This window comes from Bradyrhizobium sp. LA2.1, from assembly GCF_040547725.1.
Classification (GTDB): Bacteria; Pseudomonadota; Alphaproteobacteria; order Rhizobiales; family Xanthobacteraceae; genus Bradyrhizobium; species Bradyrhizobium barranii.
The window spans coordinates 104,147-121,374 of record NZ_JBEPQI010000005.1; the positions used below are offsets into that span (position 1 = coordinate 104,147).

Annotated in this window: 14 protein-coding genes and 2 pseudogenes; 11 read left to right on the top strand and 5 right to left on the bottom strand. The window is 58.7% G+C overall.

Features of this window, described 5'->3' with window-relative positions; all coding sequences use genetic code 11:
* Positions 1-257: 257 nt before the first annotated feature.
* Both ABIB95_RS10875 and ABIB95_RS10880 read right to left on the bottom strand, forming a co-directional pair.
* Positions 258-776: an Hsp20/alpha crystallin family protein gene (locus tag ABIB95_RS10875; protein ID WP_085400515.1), complete on the bottom strand. Its 519-nt coding sequence runs from the start codon at positions 774-776 to the stop codon at positions 258-260.
* Between the two features lie 282 nt (positions 777-1,058).
* Positions 1,059-1,193, bottom strand: coding sequence for a hypothetical protein (locus ABIB95_RS10880; protein WP_354239262.1), 135 nt, complete (start codon positions 1,191-1,193; stop codon positions 1,059-1,061).
* A gap of 274 nt (positions 1,194-1,467) precedes the next feature.
* Between ABIB95_RS10880 and ABIB95_RS10885 the strand changes: the two genes are divergently transcribed.
* Positions 1,468-2,298: a universal stress protein gene (locus tag ABIB95_RS10885; RefSeq protein ID WP_354239264.1), complete on the top strand. Its 831-nt coding sequence runs from the start codon at positions 1,468-1,470 to the stop codon at positions 2,296-2,298.
* Between the two features lie 228 nt (positions 2,299-2,526).
* Here ABIB95_RS10885 and ABIB95_RS10890 read toward each other — a convergent pair whose 3' ends face one another.
* Entirely contained in the window at positions 2,527-3,573 is a 1,047-nt protein-coding gene (locus ABIB95_RS10890; RefSeq protein WP_354239266.1) for an ABC transporter substrate-binding protein, read from the bottom strand.
* A gap of 170 nt (positions 3,574-3,743) precedes the next feature.
* Between ABIB95_RS10890 and ABIB95_RS10895 the strand changes: the two are divergent.
* The 3 genes and pseudogenes from ABIB95_RS10895 to ABIB95_RS10905 all read left to right on the top strand — a co-directional run.
* Positions 3,744-4,025: pseudogene (locus ABIB95_RS10895) on the top strand (site-specific integrase); the annotation flags it as partial.
* Positions 4,026-4,415: 390 nt separating this feature from the next.
* Positions 4,416-4,715 (top strand): annotated as a pseudogene (locus tag ABIB95_RS10900) (TerC family protein); the annotation flags it as partial.
* Positions 4,716-4,802: 87 nt separating this feature from the next.
* A complete protein-coding gene (locus tag ABIB95_RS10905; RefSeq protein ID WP_354239268.1) occupies positions 4,803-5,000 on the top strand; it encodes a hypothetical protein in 198 nt (65 codons plus the stop codon).
* 226 nt (positions 5,001-5,226) lie between these two features.
* Here the strand turns inward: ABIB95_RS10905 and ABIB95_RS10910 are convergent, their stop codons facing one another.
* On the bottom strand, positions 5,227-7,029 hold the full coding sequence (locus ABIB95_RS10910) for an NAD(P)/FAD-dependent oxidoreductase (protein WP_354239270.1): 1,803 nt from the start codon (positions 7,027-7,029) through the stop codon (positions 5,227-5,229).
* 374 nt (positions 7,030-7,403) lie between these two features.
* On the opposite strand from ABIB95_RS10910, the gene ABIB95_RS10915 reads away from it, so the two are divergent.
* Both ABIB95_RS10915 and ABIB95_RS10920 read left to right on the top strand, forming a co-directional pair.
* Positions 7,404-7,781, top strand: a complete 378-nt coding sequence (locus ABIB95_RS10915) for a hypothetical protein (RefSeq protein WP_166102969.1) — start codon at positions 7,404-7,406, stop codon at positions 7,779-7,781.
* 821 nt (positions 7,782-8,602) lie between these two features.
* The gene (locus ABIB95_RS10920) at positions 8,603-8,818 is read left to right on the top strand and encodes a hypothetical protein (protein WP_071909883.1); all 216 of its coding nucleotides are present in this window, start codon (positions 8,603-8,605) and stop codon (positions 8,816-8,818) included.
* A 701-nt stretch (positions 8,819-9,519) separates the two neighbouring features.
* Here the strand turns inward: ABIB95_RS10920 and ABIB95_RS10925 are convergent.
* Positions 9,520-9,942 (bottom strand): hypothetical protein, encoded by a 423-nt coding sequence (locus tag ABIB95_RS10925; protein ID WP_354239273.1) that lies wholly within the window; start codon positions 9,940-9,942, stop codon positions 9,520-9,522.
* Between the two features lie 784 nt (positions 9,943-10,726).
* On the opposite strand from ABIB95_RS10925, the gene ABIB95_RS10930 reads away from it, so the two are divergent.
* From ABIB95_RS10930 to ABIB95_RS10950, 5 genes are all read left to right on the top strand, one after another.
* A complete protein-coding gene (locus ABIB95_RS10930) occupies positions 10,727-13,297 on the top strand; it encodes an ATP-binding protein (RefSeq protein WP_354239275.1) in 2,571 nt (856 codons plus the stop codon).
* A gap of 359 nt (positions 13,298-13,656) precedes the next feature.
* The gene (locus ABIB95_RS10935) at positions 13,657-15,003 is read left to right on the top strand and encodes an ABC transporter substrate-binding protein (protein ID WP_063981213.1); all 1,347 of its coding nucleotides are present in this window, start codon (positions 13,657-13,659) and stop codon (positions 15,001-15,003) included.
* Between the two features lie 101 nt (positions 15,004-15,104).
* Complete coding sequence (locus tag ABIB95_RS10940) at positions 15,105-16,064, top strand: carbohydrate ABC transporter permease (RefSeq protein ID WP_014492573.1); 960 nt, start codon at positions 15,105-15,107, stop codon at positions 16,062-16,064.
* Positions 16,061-17,014: a carbohydrate ABC transporter permease gene (locus ABIB95_RS10945; RefSeq protein WP_028150087.1), complete on the top strand. Its 954-nt coding sequence runs from the start codon at positions 16,061-16,063 to the stop codon at positions 17,012-17,014. The genes ABIB95_RS10940 and ABIB95_RS10945 overlap by 4 nt, the downstream gene beginning before the upstream one ends.
* Positions 17,011-17,223 (top strand): hypothetical protein, encoded by a 213-nt coding sequence (locus ABIB95_RS10950; protein ID WP_208072923.1) that lies wholly within the window; start codon positions 17,011-17,013, stop codon positions 17,221-17,223. Before ABIB95_RS10945 ends, ABIB95_RS10950 begins: the two co-directional genes overlap by 4 nt.
* The last annotated feature ends 5 nt before the right edge of the window (positions 17,224-17,228 follow it).

Consider the following 17,228-nt stretch of genomic DNA (forward strand, 5'->3'; position numbering starts at 1 on the left):
GACTTACGCGCTGGCTCGGTGTGGGCCGGGACGTCCGTGAAATACGCAATCTCGACCAACCCTGCTCGGGCTCGTCAATCGAGTGAACTGGCTTTTCATCGGAGCTCTCGTCGTATCGTAGAAGCGCAGCAGGCGGCTTTTTCAGACCGACAGCGCAGCCCGCCGCGGATCTCATCACGGCATCGGAAGAACGGGAATGACAAACCCCGGAGACCGCATGGTCCGGCTCTCCGGTTTGTTACGAAGACTGTACAGGACTAGGCAGCCTTGCCGGGCGCCGTGGCCTTATCCGATACTGGGTTCGCGCTCGGTGGAGCTCCTGTCTTGATATCGATGGTCTTGGTGGTCTTCACGGCCTTGGCGGGCTTGTTGATAGCGAGATGCAGCACGCCCTTGTCGAAATGAGCTTCGACGGCTCCGTCTTCCGGCTCGAAAGGCAGAGACATCGATCGATAGAAGGAGCCGTAGCTGCGCTCCTCGACATGCCAGTTCTTTTCGTCTTTCGTGCTCTCCGCCTTTTTCTCGCCGGAGATGACTAGCTGGTTGCCGTCCAGGCTGACCTTGATATCTTTCTCGTCCACGCCGGGAAGTTCGGCGGTCACTTCGAAGGCATCCTTGGTTTCAGCCACATTGATTGCCGGCTCGCCTGCCCCAATACTGGGAGAGGACGAACCCTGATTGAAAGCGCGAAGCGCGTCTTCCACTTCGCGTCGCATGGCCCTGAACGGGTCGAACGCAGGTTCCTGGCTGGTGGTCCACAATCTCGGAAGGCTCATCTGCTCTCTCCCACAGGTTGAAGAAATATCCGAAATTGTGCTCCGCCCGCTCGCGCCGGCCTTGATGTAGCGCAAAAATGGCTGGGTTATTTGGAGGCGGAAAGGCCGGTCATGATGAGGAAGCCCGCAAGCAAAGGGTGCGCGTCAGCGAGGTTGACCTATGAGGCGGGAGCGTACCCAGTGAGCTTGCGTCGCTTCACAAGCTCGATGTGTTGGTCTTCGCAACCGGCTTCGACGCTGTCGACGGCAACTATCGGTCGATGGATCTGTCTTCCAGCGCTTTCAGTAATACTGCGTGCCGTCCGGCAACGGTCCGGTCGAAGCGACCGAGGTCGCGGAGACCAAGAAGAACTTCGATGCGATCTGGCAGCAGGTGCGCAACTCGGTCGTCGCCTTGGGCTTCCAGGAGAGCAGCATCGAGGCAATGAGCGTTTCCGAGGAGGTATGGAGTGTGAGGCATGAAATTCGGGCTGCAGACTCTCGATAGATACTGGTAGCTCCAGTGCGGTCAGCGCCTCGCGCTACCCTGTGAAGTTCTGATTTTGTGTAGGCGGCGCTCAAAAATCGCACCGATTGCTGGCATAGACTTCGCCGCCGGCGACCATATACACGAAGTCGGGCAGGGGTTGACCTGCGTCAAATAGGCTACATTGGGATCAGCTAGAATACGGCTATTCTCGGAGAAGCGTTAATGGCTATCAAGGATATGCTTTTGCCGCTGTTTGGGAACCCAAGCCCAAGATTAATTGCAGCGATTGCGAAATGCGTTAGTGTGGGGGCGAGTTTCGACGCCGAGATCACTGCGCTGGCTGTCGAAGAGGATGTCTCTGTTCGGCCGCAAGTCATGATCTCGGCCGATTTCCCCGCCGAGGTCAGAAACACTACGGATGCGCAAGGCTTATTGAAAGCGTTCGATGCCGCCGTCGCCGAGGTCGGGGTACGCAACGTACAGAGGGTTGCGCATTTGAGAGCGGGGGAGGATGCTCCGAAACACCTTGCGCTATGCGCACGCCAGAAGGATTTGTCGATAGTTCCGGTCAAGCCGGGCGATGACCAAGCGGAAAGGGTCATCGAGGGATTGATTTTTCAATCAGGTCGACCGATTCTGTTGTGCCCGGAAGAACTCGCCGCCGAGCTGCCTGTCAACTTCGACCGGGTTATCGTTGCCTGGGACCATAGCGCGCCGGCTGCAAGAGTCGTTGGCGATGCCCTGTCGATGCTGCGCCGTGCTCGCGATGTGCAGATCATCACAGCGACCGATGGCAACACCCTGGCGGAGCAGCAGTCGGGTGCGGCAGTGGTCCGCCATCTGGCCGAACATGGCATTAGCGCAAGCTTCGAAACGGTGCGGATTGATGGCAGTTCCGTCGGAAAGATACTCGAGGCGGAGGTCAAAGTTAGAGGCGCGGATCTCTTGGTCATGGGGGCCTACGGTCATTATCGGTTGAGCGAATGGGTCTGGGGCGGCGCGACCAAGACTATCATCGGGCGGCCACCTTGCTGGGTGATAATGTCGCATTGAAACGCTCGTCTCGGGCCGAGCAAGGGCGAAGCTCGATGTGGGACACGGCTGTGAATGGGCAGCCCGGACCATCCGGGACCGCGACTTCGGGTCTCAAGCGTCGTGTTCTGCAATAACGGCTGTCCGTCAACTTCTGCGACGCCTCGTTCGCAACCGAGATTGCGTGGCGCTGCAATATGTCGCGAAGGGCCATTTGCAGACTCATGCAATGCAGCAAACAGCATCGTTTCACTCAATCACCTTGTCGGCGCGCACCAACAAAACCTCCGGAACCGTCACACCCATCGCCTTAGCGGTCTTGAGGTGGATTACCAGCTCGAATTTCGTCGGCTGTTCGACCGGCAGATCGGCAGGCATCGTGCCGCGCAAAAGGCTCGCCGCGAATCGGGCAGTAAGGTCTGCCAAGTGATCGGAGGATGGACCGTAGCCGATAAAGCCACCTTGCTCGGCCCGCACTCCCCACTGATACATGGTTGGAAGGCGCAGTGCTGCAACTCGTTCCATAATCAGTGGACCATTGCCGTCGAGCATCCCGGAATTAAGAACATTCAGCGCCGTGGCCCCCGATGCCTGTGCCTTATCGATAGTCGCTGCAATCTCCTCAGCCCTCGTGACGCGATAGATTGAAAGCTCAACGTTGCGTGTGCGCGCCGCCTCTTGCAGGGCGCGAACCTTCGCCTCGCCTCGCAACCCCTTCACCACACGTTCAAACCAAAGGTCGTCGGCGAGAGCCGCCATGCGGCGAATCCCGGGCACGGCTTCGATCAGGAGGTCCTGTCGCAGGCCGTCAAGCTCAGGGGCAAAAATGCTGATCCCCGTGATATTGCCATTGGGCCGGGCGAACGATTTTACCAATCCCTCCCCGACCATATCGCCTGTGATCCCAACGATGGGAATGCTCTTGGTTGCCCGCTGTACGGCGTTAACTGCCTCGGGTCCAGCAGCATAGATGACATCGGGTTGGGCTATGACTAGCTCCGCCGCAAGTTGCGAAATCAGATCGATCTGAGATGCAAAGGCGCGGTAATCAATCGTGAGGTTTTGGCCGTCAATGAAACCAGCGCGCCGTAGTTGGTCGAAAAAACGTACGTTAAATTGAATATTGCGAGGATGCGGAGACAAGCAACCCAGGCGATAGGTCCGTCCCGCTTTCTGGGCCAGCGCTGCGAGCGGCACCGCCAACACCGCGCCGCCGGCAAGCGTTATGAACTCGCGCCGTCGCATCGCGTCGCCCTCAAGGCCGAGCGACAGTCTAACATATGCTTCAAATCCCATCGGTACTGTGCATCACAGCAATATGCGCGCGGATGTCGCAGCTGGGTCAAAACCGCCACCTGATCGGTTGGATCGAGCCTGAACCACGTCTCAAACGAATTGAAAGCCGACGTTCTTTCAGAGGTTTACCGGCTCCAATATGGCGCACCTCACTAACTGAGGAGGCCATCATGCCTGACATCTCAAGCGTTACCAAAGTGGTTGCGAAGCGCATCCCCTGGAATAAGGGGAGGATCGTCGGAGCGAAGCCGCCACTCCGGCCGAAGCACGTGTGGTCCATTCGAACGAAGCTTCAAGTCGAGGGGCGCGTTCGGGACCTTGCTCTCTTCAATCTCGCCATCGACAGTAAGCTCCGCGGCGGCGACGTTGTGGCGCTTAAAGTCGGTGATATCGCCCCTAGGGGCTACGCGGCCGACCGCGCAACCGTTCGGCAGAAGAAGACCGGCCGGCCGGGTTCGGCGCCGAGGGCGGTCGATTGCGGACCGAGAATGGATGGATCGCCGTGCCCTTTTGCTATCGCATCCACCAGTCGTTCGATTTCTCGATTCAACTGTCTAAGCTGTTGTTCGAGGCGCTGCGTTTTCCATTCGATGTGATTGCGAGGCGCTTTCGCTCTTCGAGATAAGTACGCACGTACTCCGCAATAACTTTCGGCGCGCTCAATTCAGCCCGCAAACCACTGAGAACTGCGCTCTCAACCGTGTCTATAGAAGGTCTTTGGGGCAGAGCACGTGCCGCTCTCCGTGGCAGCTGAGCATCGAATGCGAACACGCCCCGATGTGTCTTTGCCATTGGTCGACATACCGGCGCCGCACGCACTGCTTGCAGGCAGCAAAGCTCGCAAAACACTCGCTCAAGCGAGTTGGCAGATTGTCGTGGCCGACGTTTCCATGTCTCTCGACAACGTTCTGGCCGTGGTAGGGGCAGCACGCGAGCATCCGATAATCTTGATTTTCGGCCTGGGGCTTTCCATCGCGATGATGGGCGTGGCCGCTTCTTTCATTGCACGCCTTCTGCAAACTCATCGATGGATTGCTTGCGTCGGCCTAGCCGTCATCCTTTATGTGGCGGGTGAGATGGTCTTTCGCGGGATGTTGGATATCATCGAGGTTGCGTCGATACAAGGTGCTGTTTCACCCTAGGTGTCTCTAAGTCGGCAGGCAGACTTCGAACGCGGTGCGCATGATGCGCGGATAGGGATCGTCTTTCTCAAAAGAAAGGGCCGCCTCGTGGCGGCCCCTTCCTTCGATGCTGTGATTGAGGTGGTCGAGCAACTCGGCTCGGAAATCCTGCTCGATATGAAGGTCGGCGAGAGCATCATGGTGGCGAGCGTCGAGCCGACCGCGAGGGTGGGCGACAAGCTGCGCGTTGCCATGCGGCCCTCTAGGCTTCATGATTTCGACGGGCAGACCGAGGCGGCCATCTAACGGCGGCAGTTGGCCAATTCCACTGGCGAGGGGAATTCTCTCAGAACCGGTGACCTCCCTGTCACCAGCTTCGATGACGCCCGGAGAGTGCGAAGGCACTTGGCCTAACCGCTCCCGAGCCCTTTCTGCTGCGCGCTGACAAGGCGGCCATTGCGCTGGCGAGTGCGGAGACCCGGAAATGGCATGGGGCTCGCAATCCGCGAGCCCCGCTGTGCGCTCGGCAATTTCAGGCCTTGTGATGGACAGTTTGCAGGCCGTAGACCGGCGTCGGGATGCTCTCGTAGCGCGCCTTCAACTGCAGGGAAAGGAATTGCGAGTAATGTCGCGACTGATGCAGATTGCCGCCGTGGAACCATAGGCCTTCCTGCTGCGTCGGCTTCCACATGTTGCGCTGCTCACCTTCCCATGGGCCGGGGTCCTTTGTCGTATTCGAGCCGAGGCCCCAGACCTTGCCGACTTTGTCGGCCATTTCCGGACTCACGAGATCGGCGACAAAGCCGTTCATCGAGCTGTAGCCGGTGGCATAGACGATTACGTCCGCTGGAAATTCCTTGCCATTGTCGAGCCTGACGCCGTTGGGCGTGATTTCCTCGACCTGTCCAGCGAACAGTTTTATCTTTCCGTCAATGATAAGCTGAGAGGCGCCGACGTCGATGTAATAGCCCGAGCCGCGGCGCAGATATTTCATGAATAGCCCGGAATCGTCATCACCGAAGTCGAGCCTGAAGCCGGCCTTCTCCAGCCCGGCATAGAAAGCGGCGTCGTCCTGACGGATCTTGTCGTAGACTGGCTTTTGAAACTGATTCAATATCCGGTAGGGCAGTGAAGCGAAGATCAGATCGGCCTTTGCCGTCGTCATTCCGCCGCGGACGGCGCGTTCGGAATAAAGATCGCCGATACTCTCCATCAGCGAATCCGAGCGCACAATGTGCGTCGTTGAACGCTGCACCATCGTTACGTCGACGCCGGCCTCGTACAGCGCAGCGCAGATGTCATGGGCCGAATTGTTCGAGCCGATCACCGCCACCTTCTTGTTCTTGCCTTTGTAGCCGCCGGAGCCGGGATGGCGTGAGGAATGGTGTTGCTCGCCCTTGAACGTTTCCATGCCTTTGATTTTCGGCATGTTCGGCTTGGCCGACATGCCGGTCGCGAACACAAGCTGCCTGGGCCGCAGAGTAATCTCCTTGCCATCGCGTTCGACGATGACGGTCCATTCCTTCTTGGTGTCGTCCCAACTGGCGCGTTTGGCCGTGGTGTTCGACCAGTAGTTCAGCTCCATGACCTTGGTGTACATTTCCAGCCAATCGCCGATTTTGTCCTTGGGCGAGAACACAGGCCAGTTCTTGGGGAAATCGATGTAGGGCAAGTGATCGTACCAGACGGGGTCGTGCAGGCAGAGCGACTTGTAGCGGTTGCGCCAGGAATCGCCGGCGCGTGCGTTCTTTTCGACGATGATCGTCGGCACACCGAGTTGGCGCAGCCGGGCCCCGAGCGCAATGCCTCCCTGTCCGCCGCCGATGACAAGCACGTAGGGCTGGCTCTTGAAACCAAGTTGCTCGACTTCCTCGTCACGCAGTTCCTTCCAGGTCTTGGCGCCGGGATTGACGCCATGCCTGGCGCCGAGCGGTCGGCTGAAGCCGGCCTTTTCCTCATGGGCCTTCAGTTCGGCCATGGTTGTCAATAGCGTCCAGATCTGACCGTTCTGCAGGCGGATGAGTCCATATCCGCGCGCGACCTCGGTCTCGAACGTGATCCAAGATTCGGTCACGCCGCCGGCCTCGGTTGGCGTTTCACCCTCGGCGATTTTCCAGTTGCGCGGCTTCACATGCGCGAGGCAATGCGCGAGCATGTCGCGGACCTGATCGCGGCCTTCCATGGTCTTGATGTTCCAGGTGAAGGTAACGAGGTCGCGCCAGTAGCATTCCGGAGCGAACATTCCTACGGCGGCGTCGAGATCGCCCGCCGTAAGCGCGGCTTCAAACTTGTCGAGGAAAACCTGGACGCGCGCGCTAAGCGTGGTGTCGAGCATCACTTCCTCCCGGATGTCGTTTGCAATTGTTCTGCGCAGGCCGCACGACCTTACTCCAACCATCGCGGGAATCCAGACTCGCGCGGCAGGGTTCCCGGTCGGCTTCAGCGCCTCTCAGCGCTCGCCTGCAACAACGCCGCTTTGCCCACCGACGATGGGGCAGACTAAGAGCTCTGTTTGCTGCGGTGCATGCGTCCGGAATTTGGCCCGCAGGCTCCTGTAACGGAGGGGCGGAGCATGTCCGCTCTACCCCGGACAGCTCACGATCGCCATGATTCGGCGGACTGCAACCCGATGCCAGTCCCCCACTGAAATCAACGAAACTACTGCTCACCGATTTGCGCTAAGGTGCGGCATGATCCGGGAGATCAGCGATGCGATTGTCTAGCCTTGCCACTCTGGCGCTTGTCGCGGGAGCTTCCAGCCCAACTTATGTTTCTATCGTCCTGGCGGCTTCGGAATGTTCCAGATCAATGGAATTGGCGGATTGGGGCGAGAACTCGACCGGCGACATCAGCGTCGCGTCTGGGGACAGTTGCATCTTCCCGATCACGTTGCGCGGCGCGGCGAGTAGCTCGGAAATCTCGCAAAAGCCAGCACACGGCAAACTGAAGAAGCTCGACGTTGCGACTTACGAGTACAGGACGAAGGCGAGATACAAAGGAAGTGACACCTTTGCCATCAAAGCAACCGGCAAGGGGCCGAAGGCTTCTGGCACATCGGTCATCACAGTGCACGCGACGATCAAGTAGGCGGGTCGAGCATTGGCGTGACGCCGAGTTGATGCGCGTCGCGTGAGGGCAGGGAGCAACAAGCGTGCCTCAACCCGTCCGAGACGCTCCCACAAGAGCACCCGGTGGCGGATCGTGATCAGGGCCTGGTTGAGTCAGCCAACAGCATCGGCGGAAGTGATTTGAAGGCAGGATCCGAATGCGATTGCGGTCTCGCGGGGGACGCTCCATCCGCAACTCCGCGAGCTGCTTAAGCGGGTTGGGCCCAGACGCAAACTTGGTTTTGCCGGTATTGCAGCTAAGCTGCTCTCCGCTATGCCCAGAAAGACCCAGCCTCGGAGAGTTGGTTTTCGTTTAGCCAGAGGAGTGCCTGACGAAGACTCAATGGGACCAGTCGCTCCCTACCAAGAGGCGGTGGGGCTCCATCTGTTAGATAGAGCATAAAGCCGTCTTTGCTTCGGAAAAGTGCTTCTTTTGCCTCACAACATTCAAGGGACTCTACGTCAAGAGTAGGCAAGCTGCGCTGGACGATCAGCTCCATGTTTTGCAGCATGGCGCTCACGACGCAGACTTCCTCTTAACAGCCATCAAGTTGACGGCGTGCTGATGGGCAAATTGAACACGGTCCGATTTTCTTCGACCAAAGGCCATGCGCGGCGAAAAAATAGAAGTATGAAATATCTGACGTAGAGCGTGTACCCCAATGATTAACAAGAGTTAGCGATTCGCGCTTTGTAGCTCGACTAATCGCTAGCGAAAATTGGCGAACTTCAGTGAGACAGTGCGCGCCGCCAAAAACGGTCGGAGCCATCGCATCCTCTGGCGGAGCCAGGAGGCGAACGATGCGATCAGTCATTGCCATTGTTGTAACGGTCGGGGCGTCATCGCCCGTGCTCGCCCTGACGCAGGGGGAGATTGAGGCCAAGCTACGTGCCGCGGGCTATTCGCAGATTCAGGAGGTCCCGAGCGGCAAGATCAAGACCTACCGAGCAATCAAGGAGGGTACGGAGCGGTCGCTCATCGTCGACAGCACCGGCCACATCAAGGAGCTTCGGTAGCGCTCTCGCTGGGTGGCCAGTGTTCGGTCAGGGACGCTGCCGAATACTCGCGCTAGGCGGCCCGCCTACCGTTTGTATCGGTTCACCTGCCGCACGGTCCAGCGGCGGGTGTGGCCTAGCGAGGCCTACCGTTCCGGGAGGTGCGTCGTTGCTGGCCGTACGAGTATCGAGGCGCTCTGACATGATTGCCGATCCAATGGCGATGGCCAGAGCGATAGCAGATAGGAGTAAAGCTGCTCGATTCGGGTCCATCACTAGACCTCCGCGAAACGGCTCCATGGTGCCGGGATAACGCCGATCTGGTGATTTGGTTCTTAGGTTCGCCCACAAAGGTATCCGAACAACACTCGCGCAATTAAATGTTGGTCGGATAGCGAGGCACAACGATAACGATTGATCGAAAGTCGGAAGCGGTTTTGTGGGGCGACCGCGCAACAGTGTTGCACCGATTTGGAGTTCAGCGATGAGAAACGTACCGCATCCAACAATCACGACCCGTCGCTCGCTGCGTCTTTCGACCGCTGCCCTTGTCGTTACGACGGCTGACGCGCCCGCAGACGGTCATCTTCGGAGAGCGGGGAATATTCGAGGGAGTACATCGCCGTTACGAGGCCATCGCGTGCCTTCTCGCCCCACTGATCAACCGTAGGGCTGAGGAGATCGATCCGTCTTAGACCGAACCGATCTAAGATTCCGCCGACTTAAGCCGATCGTTTGCGATGGTTCTTGGGGTGTTTGCCTTGGGGGCGCCCGTGCGATCGCTCCAGTACTTTCGGCAGAGAAGCCGCCGCTGGCGGAGCTATTGGCGAGGCTTGCTCGACCTCAACCGGCTCGGCTGGGTCGGGGGGCCGTATGGCCGGCGTTGCACCCAAGGCAGCCTCCTCGAGTTTGGCAAGGAAGTCGCGTCCTTGGTTCGTGATAGTCCATGCGCCGCGTTCACGAGTGATGAGTCCTTGGCTGAACGCATCAAGATCCGGCGCAAGTTCAGCGAGACGCTTCATACGCAACGTCCATTCCGGGCCGCTCGTATAGAAAACCGCGAGATGCAGCTTGATAAGCTCAAGGTTTCCCCGGCCGTCTGGCTGCCCTGCCAAAATCTTCAATATGGAAAGCTGAAAACTCACGCGCGCCACTCGAACGCAACGACTCAATCCTTGCAATCTATCGGTTCTGGCCAACGGCTCATAGATCGGCCGTCAAGCTTCTCGCGGAGATGCTTGCTCGGTAAGCCTAACCGCCAAGGTTAATCGTGCCTGGAGGGTCAAAGGCAGACTTCGACAAGATAAAGGCGCTTGTAACGGAACCGATCCAGGTGGCTCCTTCCGTTACCGAAACACATCCGCCGATTCGTTAGACCATAACTCCATCACCGCCAGCTTTTCCAGGATGGTTGGGCCATGAAGCACCGGCGCTTGCCGGTATCGCTGGCGCGGTCCAGATCGGATCTGTGATCACCTGGCATTTCATGAGCGATGATGAGCAAGGCGGTGCTTTAAGCAAAGTAGGTTTGGTCTAAATTACCGACGCAATACTCCGACGCCGTGGCGCGATCGCGCCCGACGCATTCGAACCGTCGTGCCACAGGTCGAAGTTACATCCGAGTTGCCGTTGGTCTTGGCAGATAGATGCGCGATGCCCGCTCAAAAAAACAGTACCAAGATTGTCGATTTTGGCTGTACCACCGCGCGATGTCATGGCGCTCGCGAGTAGGGCGGGATTGCAGTGGCGAAGATGCAACATGTGTCATTTGAAAGCGGGCGCGGATGAAGCTCGCGCCGCCGCGCATGTTCAACGAGCGGTCACTCGTGGTTCTCACGATCGTGATTGGAATGACGAACGCCTATAAGCGTATCCCCATTGGGATTGAAATGCACAGCAAGCTCCGGGACGATTCGAATACGGCAGAGAATGACCATCTTGTCGCGCCTGTTGGCGCTTGTCGCAGTCGCGTTATTGCCCGCTATCTCGATTCAGGCGTACAACGAAGTTAACCTTCGACGCGCGCGCCAAGTGGACGTACAGAATCAGGCGCTCGGTCTCGCTAAGCTCGCCGCCGAACAGCAGCAACAGATCGTTCAGGGCATTCGGCAGGTCCTGATTGCGCTGTCCGAACTCCCTGCGATAAAGGCGAAAGATAGCAAGGGGTGCAATGCGGCGATGGCGGGGATGAGGTCCCGGTTTCCGGCTTTCCTCACTTTCGTCGCTACCGATCTGAGTGGCCAGCCCTTCTGCGATACAAACACAGATCGCAAGCCGGTGAATGTCTCCGGGCGTCCCTACTTTGCGGACGCGTTGAAGACGGGCGCGTTTACGGTGGGACAATTCTCGATCGGTCTGTCCGTCGATCGGAAACTCATTCAGTTTGCGCTGCCTTTCTACGGAGATGATGGTCAGCCAGGGGGCGTCATCATTGCGCCTCTCGGCCTGGACTGGTTAGCGGACTACATCGCGCGCGCGGGTGTTCCGGCGGGAGACGCGCTGGCCATCACCGATCGCAACGGCACCTACCTTGCCCGCTATCCGGACAATGACCGATTTGTCGGTAAGAAATTGGTTCGCGCTGGTGATGAGAGGCAGTATGGCGACGGTCTCGCAGCCGACCTGGTTGATGTCGACGGCGTCGAGAGGATCGTGGGTTTCTCGGCTCTCGGGCCCGATTCTGGGGGACTTCGCGTCAGCTTCGGCCTCGACAAGGCGAACGCCTTTGCCGAGATCCAGAGCCGGACCCGACACGACATCTTCCTCATCGCCCTCAGCGCCATGATGGTGCTGGGCCTGACGCTGCTCGGAGCCCGGCAATTCATCCATCGGCCGCTCGGACTATTAGTTGACGCCGCGAACCGATGGCGCCTCGGCGACTATGCTCGCCGTGTGAACATCCGCGGCAGTTCTGAAATCGCGGGCGTAGCCGGCGCCTTCAACACCATGGCTGATGCGCTGGATCGCCGCGAGCAGGAATTGTCCGATGCAAAAGAGAAGGCCGAGGACGCCGCGGCCCGGCTTACGATGCTCTTCGAAAGCACAACCGACAGCGTCGTGATCGTCGACCACGATTGGCGGATCAGCTTCTTCAACCAGAGGGCCTGGTCTCAGATCGCTCAGGGGCGTGATCTGATTGGAATGCACCTGCAGGCGTCGCTTCTGGATGCCCGCGATACGGGAATCGTCGAGCAGCTTCGGGAAGTCATGTCGGACCGCCGTCCGGTTTCGTTCGAAGCGCACTGTCCTCGTCGTGCCGCATGGTATGCGATCAACGCGTTTCCTTCTGGCGAAGGGATCGCGATCTTCTTTCGAGACGTCACCGAGCAAAAGCATGCTGTGGAGGCGCGCCAGCGCATCGAGGAGCAGCTTCATCAGAGCCAGAAGATGGAGTCCGTCGGACAGCTCACGGGCGGTGTTGCCCATGACTTCAACAACCTGCTTGCCGTCGTTTCGGGGAACCTTGATCTCATCGAGCGCGCGGCAAATGACGGCAAGATCCGGCGCTTCGCCGCGACTGCGCGGCGTGCCGCCGACCGGGGGGCGAAGCTCACCGCACAGCTCCTCGCTTTCTCTCGACGGCAAAAGCTCAACCCCAAACTGATTAATGCCAACGAGCTGATCTCCAACTTCCAGGGGCTCGTCCGTCAGGCGGTCGGCGCAGAATGCGAGGTCAGGCTGAAGATCGACGAGCGATTGTGGCTCTGTCAGGTGGATCCATCCCTGCTGGAGACTGCCCTTCTCAATCTAGCGCTGAACGGTCGCGATGCGATGCCGGGCGGCGGAGTGCTCGAGATCGAGGCGCGGAACGTCGTTCTGGATGGGGAAGCCGTCGCTGGATGTCCGGCCGGATCATATGTGAGGCTGTCCGTCTCGGATACGGGGCAGGGGATGTCTCCCGAGGTGCGAGACCGGATTTTCGAGCCCTTCTTCACCACCAAGGAAGTTGGCAAGGGCACTGGCCTCGGTCTCAGCATGGTGTATGGCTTTGTCCGGCAATCCGGTGGCTATATTTCAGTCGAAAGTGCCCCTAACGCCGGCACCACGATCTCGCTGTACCTGCCGAGAGCCAATCAGGAGGCTCGCGACGAGGTGGAAACTGAACAGACCCGGGCTATGCCGGGAGGTTCCGAGCGAATTCTTTTGGTCGAGGACAATGAAGATCTGTTGGAAGTCGTGTCTGCAATGCTGACGAGCTTTGGCTATCGGATTCGCCTTGCTCACAACGGTACCGAAGCCATCCGAATTCTCGACAGCGATCAGGGGTTCGATCTTCTGTTCAGCGATGTCGTCATGCCGAATGGTCCCAATGGCGTCGAGCTTGCTCGCGAAGCAAAGCGGCGGAACAGCAGGATCAAGATATTACTTACGTCGGGCTACGTGGGAGACGTGCTCGCGCGTCACGGGGCGACAGACGAGTTCCCGATTATTCACAAGCCCTTTGGCGTGTCCGAACTCGCTCAACGTCTGCATTCTCTTCTTCAGAAAGAAGATGTTTAGGCAGGCACGAAGCCAGACGGCATCGCCGTCCATAGCGACAATGCGTATTCGTCTCTAGAGCCAGCCATCTCACGGTTCTTGCGGATCAGGTCGAGGCAGCCGTGCGCGAACGCAAAGTCCCTGACGTCGCGAGGAGCACCATGACCGAGCGACTTAAGAGCGTGCTTGCAATGTTTAGTATATAGTGTTTCACTAAACAAATCGAGCTTGGCTGAATCCCTAAGAATCCAGGCAGGCGCGAGGAAACGTCCGTTTAGTCGTTCAGCCCGTGAAGGACTGTATCGCTCTGCTCGAAGCATTCGAGCGGGTTGGAGAGTCGCGCCATGTCGATGGCCGGCCCCACTGGGAGGGAAAGCGTTATGAAACAGACAGTAAAGGCGCTTCTTACTACGTTCGGAGTTCTCGCATCCGCGCTCGGTGTCGGAGTGGGGACTACTCCTGCGCATGCGCAGGCCAAGACCATCACGCTGTGCTGGGCCGCGTGGGATCCTGCCAACGCCCTGGTCGAACTGTCGAAGGATTTCACCGCCAAGACCGGCGTCGGCATGAAGTTTGAGTTCGTGCCGTGGACCAACTATGCCGACCGCTTCCTGAACGAGCTCAATTCGCATGGCTCGCTGTGCGATCTCATCATCGGGGATTCGCAATGGATCGGGGGCGCCGCCGAGAACGGTCAGTACGTCAAGCTCAACGATTTCTTCACAAAGGAAGGAATCAGCATGGACGACTACATGCCGGCGACAGTGGTCGGCTATTCCGAATGGCCGAAGAACAGCCCGAACTATTGGGCGCTGCCCGCCATGGGTGACGCGGTGGGCTGGACCTATCGCAAAGACTGGTTTGCGCGGCCTGAGATCCAGGCGGATTTCAAGGCCAAGTACGGCCGCGATCTCGCCGTGCCGAAGACGCTCGATGAACTGCGCGACATCGCAAAATTCTTCCAGGGCCGCGAGATCGACGGCAAGAAGGTCTATGGCGCTTCGATCTATACCGAGCGGGGCTCGGAAGGCATCACCATGGGAGTGTCGAACTACCTCTATGATTACGGCTTCCAGTATCAGGATCCGAAGAAGCCGTATTCAATGGACGGGTTCGTCAACTCGCCTGGCGCCGTGAAGGGGCTCGAGGCCTACAAGGAGCTCTACAAGTGCTGCACGCCGCCCGGCGCATCCAACTCCTACATGTCCGAAGGGCTTGATGCGTTCAAGTCGGGGCAAGTCGCGCTGCAGATGAACTTCTTCGCCTTCTTCCCGGGCCTCTACAAAGATCCGAACGTCGGTGGGGACAAGATCGGCTTCTTCAGCAATCCCGCCGGCCCAGCGACCCGGGCGACGCAGCTCGGCGGGCAGGGCATCTCGGTCGTTTCTTATTCCAAGAACCAGGCCGAGGCGCTGCAATATATCAAATGGTTCTCCGGTGGAGATGTGCAGAAGAAGTGGTGGGCGCTGGGCGGCTATTCCTGCGCCAAGTCAGTGTTGAACGATCCGGGCTTCCCGAACAGCGCGCCGTTTGCCGGCGAGTTTTTGAAGTCGATGGGAATGGTCGTCGACTTCTGGGCCGAGCCTTCCTATGCCCAACTCCTGCAAGCCGAACAGAAGCGCGTGCATGACTACGTGGTGGCGGACAAGGGCACCGCGCAGGAAGCGCTCGATGGCCTGGTCAAGGACTGGAAGGCGATCTTCAAGGAAGAAGGCAAGAAGTTCTAGGGCAAACGCCTGGAGCACGCCGAGCGCGCTCCAGGCTCTCTTCGGTAGAACCCGCAGGCGTCGCATAGTCGACAATCGCGACGCCAGGATTGACCAGGGCCATGAACGATTTGAGCACTTCGTCGCAGATCACCTACCGGGCCGTCCCGATCCGACCAGGCGTGATACGTCGTATCCGCGGCCTTTCGGACCAGGCGCTCGCATGGCTCTTCATCACGCCGACGATCGTGCTGCTGCTGGCGATCAATATCTTCCCGCTGGTATGGACGATCTACCTGTCATTTACCAACTACCGCGCCAATCGGCCGAACGCGCCGACGCTATGGCTGGGGACCGATTGGTACCAGTCGATCCTGACCGATCCGGATATCTGGGCGGCAATGCAGGTCACGGCGCATTTCGTGGTTTGGACCGTGCTGATCGAGACTGTGCTCGGATTCGGCCTTGCGTTCCTGATCGACAAGAAATTCCGTGGCCATGGCCTGTGGACCACGATCATTCTGTTGCCGATGATGCTCTCACCAGCGGTTGTCGGCAATTTCTGGACCTTCCTCTATCAGCCGCAGATCGGGCTGTTCAACTACGTGGTCGCCTTCTTCACGGGGCGCGGCGCTTCGTCGTTCCAGATGCTGGGAGACGTGACCCTCAGCCCGTGGGCCATCGTCATCGTCGACGCCTGGATGTGGACGCCTTACGTGATGCTGATTTGCCTGGCGGGGCTGCGGTCGATCCCGGATTACATTTATGAGGCGGCGGAGGTCGACCGCGCGTCGAATTGGCGGCAGTTCTGGTCGATCACGCTGCCGATGGCTCTGCCGTTCATCATGCTCGCGGTGCTCTTTCGCGGGATCGAGAATTTCAAGATGTTCGACATGGTCAACCTCCTGACCGGAGGAGGGCCGGGCTCGACCACGGAAGTCGCTTCGATCACACTGAAGCGCGCAGCCTTTGAGAGTTGGCGAACCGGCTATTCCTCGGCCTTCGCGATCATTCTGTTCGTGACAGTGTTTGGCCTTGCCAACATCTACGTCAAGGCGCTGAACCGGGTGAAAAGCCGATGAGCGCCTCAAATGCAGCCCACTCAGTCGTCGAACCGTCGACCGGCACTCGCCGCTTTGCCGGCCTGCTCGTCATACTCTATGCCATCATAACGATGGTTCCGCTGATATGGATCGTGCTCACCTCGTTCAAGTCGCCTGACGATGCGATCTCCTATCCGCCGAAGGTCCTCTTCAAGCCCTCCCTTGAAGGCTATTGCAATGTCTTCACAACACGCTCGCGTCAGACTCAGGAGTTTATCCAGACGCTGGGGCCGCCGCAGGGGCTTTGTGACAACATCGCGCGCAGCCGCAACATGGTTGTCGCCGGGCCGTCGAACTACGTGCCGCGCTTCATCAACTCGCTGATCATCGCCTTTGGCTCGACGGTGCTTGCCGTCGCGCTCGGTACGCTCTCGGCTTATGGTTTTTCGCGCTTCCGCGTGCCTCTCAAGGACGACCTCCTGTTCTTCATTCTGTCGACCAGAATGATGCCGCCAATCGCGGTCGCGATCCCGATCTACCTGATGTACCGGACCGTCGGGCTATCGGATACCCGTCTCGGGATGATCCTGCTCTACACTTCGGTGAACGTCTCGCTCGCTGTCTGGCTACTCAAGGGCTTCATCGACGAAATCCCGCGCGAATACGAAGAAGCAGCAATGATCGATGGCTATACGCGCTTTCAGGCGTTCGTGAAGGTGGTTCTACCGCAGGCGACGACGGGGATCGCGGCGACGGCGATTTTCTGCCTGATTTTTGCGTGGAACGAATACGCCTTTGCTGTGCTTCTGACCTCTGGCAACGCTCAGACCGCGCCCCCATTCATTCCGATCATCATTGGCGAAGGCGGCCAGGATTGGCCGGCCGTAGCCGCCGGCACGACGATCTTTCTTGTGCCGATCGTCGTGTTCACGGTGCTGCTTCGCAAGCATCTTCTGCGCGGGATTACCTTTGGGGCCGTTCGCAAATGAACCTTGATGTGAACACGTCAACGCCGAACGTCAGCCTGACGAGCAGAATGTTGCGGCGCGGTCCGCTGGAGGCCATCGCGACGGCGATCATTGCCGCAGGCGTGGTCATGCTGATGCAGCCGTGTTTTCTAACGCTTTATTCCTGGTCTTTCGCGGTCACTCTCTTTGGGACGGTGATGTTCATGATCGTCTCGAAGGTCCGGGAGTAGCGCTC

What these genes read in the sequence shown, in the direction of transcription:
- ABIB95_RS10875 (WP_085400515.1), bottom strand. Translation starts at nt 776, where the DNA reads ATGAGCCTTCCGAGATTGTGGACCACCAGCCAGGAACCTGCGTTCGAC.
- ABIB95_RS10880 (WP_354239262.1), bottom strand. Translation starts at nt 1,193, where the DNA reads ATGCTGCTCTCCTGGAAGCCCAAGGCGACGACCGAGTTGCGCACCTGC.
- ABIB95_RS10885 (WP_354239264.1), top strand. Translation starts at nt 1,468, where the DNA reads ATGGCTATCAAGGATATGCTTTTGCCGCTGTTTGGGAACCCAAGCCCA.
- ABIB95_RS10890 (WP_354239266.1), bottom strand. Translation starts at nt 3,573, where the DNA reads ATGGGATTTGAAGCATATGTTAGACTGTCGCTCGGCCTTGAGGGCGAC.
- ABIB95_RS10910 (WP_354239270.1), bottom strand. Translation starts at nt 7,029, where the DNA reads ATGCTCGACACCACGCTTAGCGCGCGCGTCCAGGTTTTCCTCGACAAG.
- ABIB95_RS10915 (WP_166102969.1), top strand. Translation starts at nt 7,404, where the DNA reads ATGCGATTGTCTAGCCTTGCCACTCTGGCGCTTGTCGCGGGAGCTTCC.
- ABIB95_RS10920 (WP_071909883.1), top strand. Translation starts at nt 8,603, where the DNA reads ATGCGATCAGTCATTGCCATTGTTGTAACGGTCGGGGCGTCATCGCCC.
- ABIB95_RS10930 (WP_354239275.1), top strand. Translation starts at nt 10,727, where the DNA reads ATGACCATCTTGTCGCGCCTGTTGGCGCTTGTCGCAGTCGCGTTATTG.
- ABIB95_RS10935 (WP_063981213.1), top strand. Translation starts at nt 13,657, where the DNA reads ATGAAACAGACAGTAAAGGCGCTTCTTACTACGTTCGGAGTTCTCGCA.
- ABIB95_RS10940 (WP_014492573.1), top strand. Translation starts at nt 15,105, where the DNA reads ATGAACGATTTGAGCACTTCGTCGCAGATCACCTACCGGGCCGTCCCG.
- ABIB95_RS10945 (WP_028150087.1), top strand. Translation starts at nt 16,061, where the DNA reads ATGAGCGCCTCAAATGCAGCCCACTCAGTCGTCGAACCGTCGACCGGC.
- ABIB95_RS10950 (WP_208072923.1), top strand. Translation starts at nt 17,011, where the DNA reads ATGAACCTTGATGTGAACACGTCAACGCCGAACGTCAGCCTGACGAGC.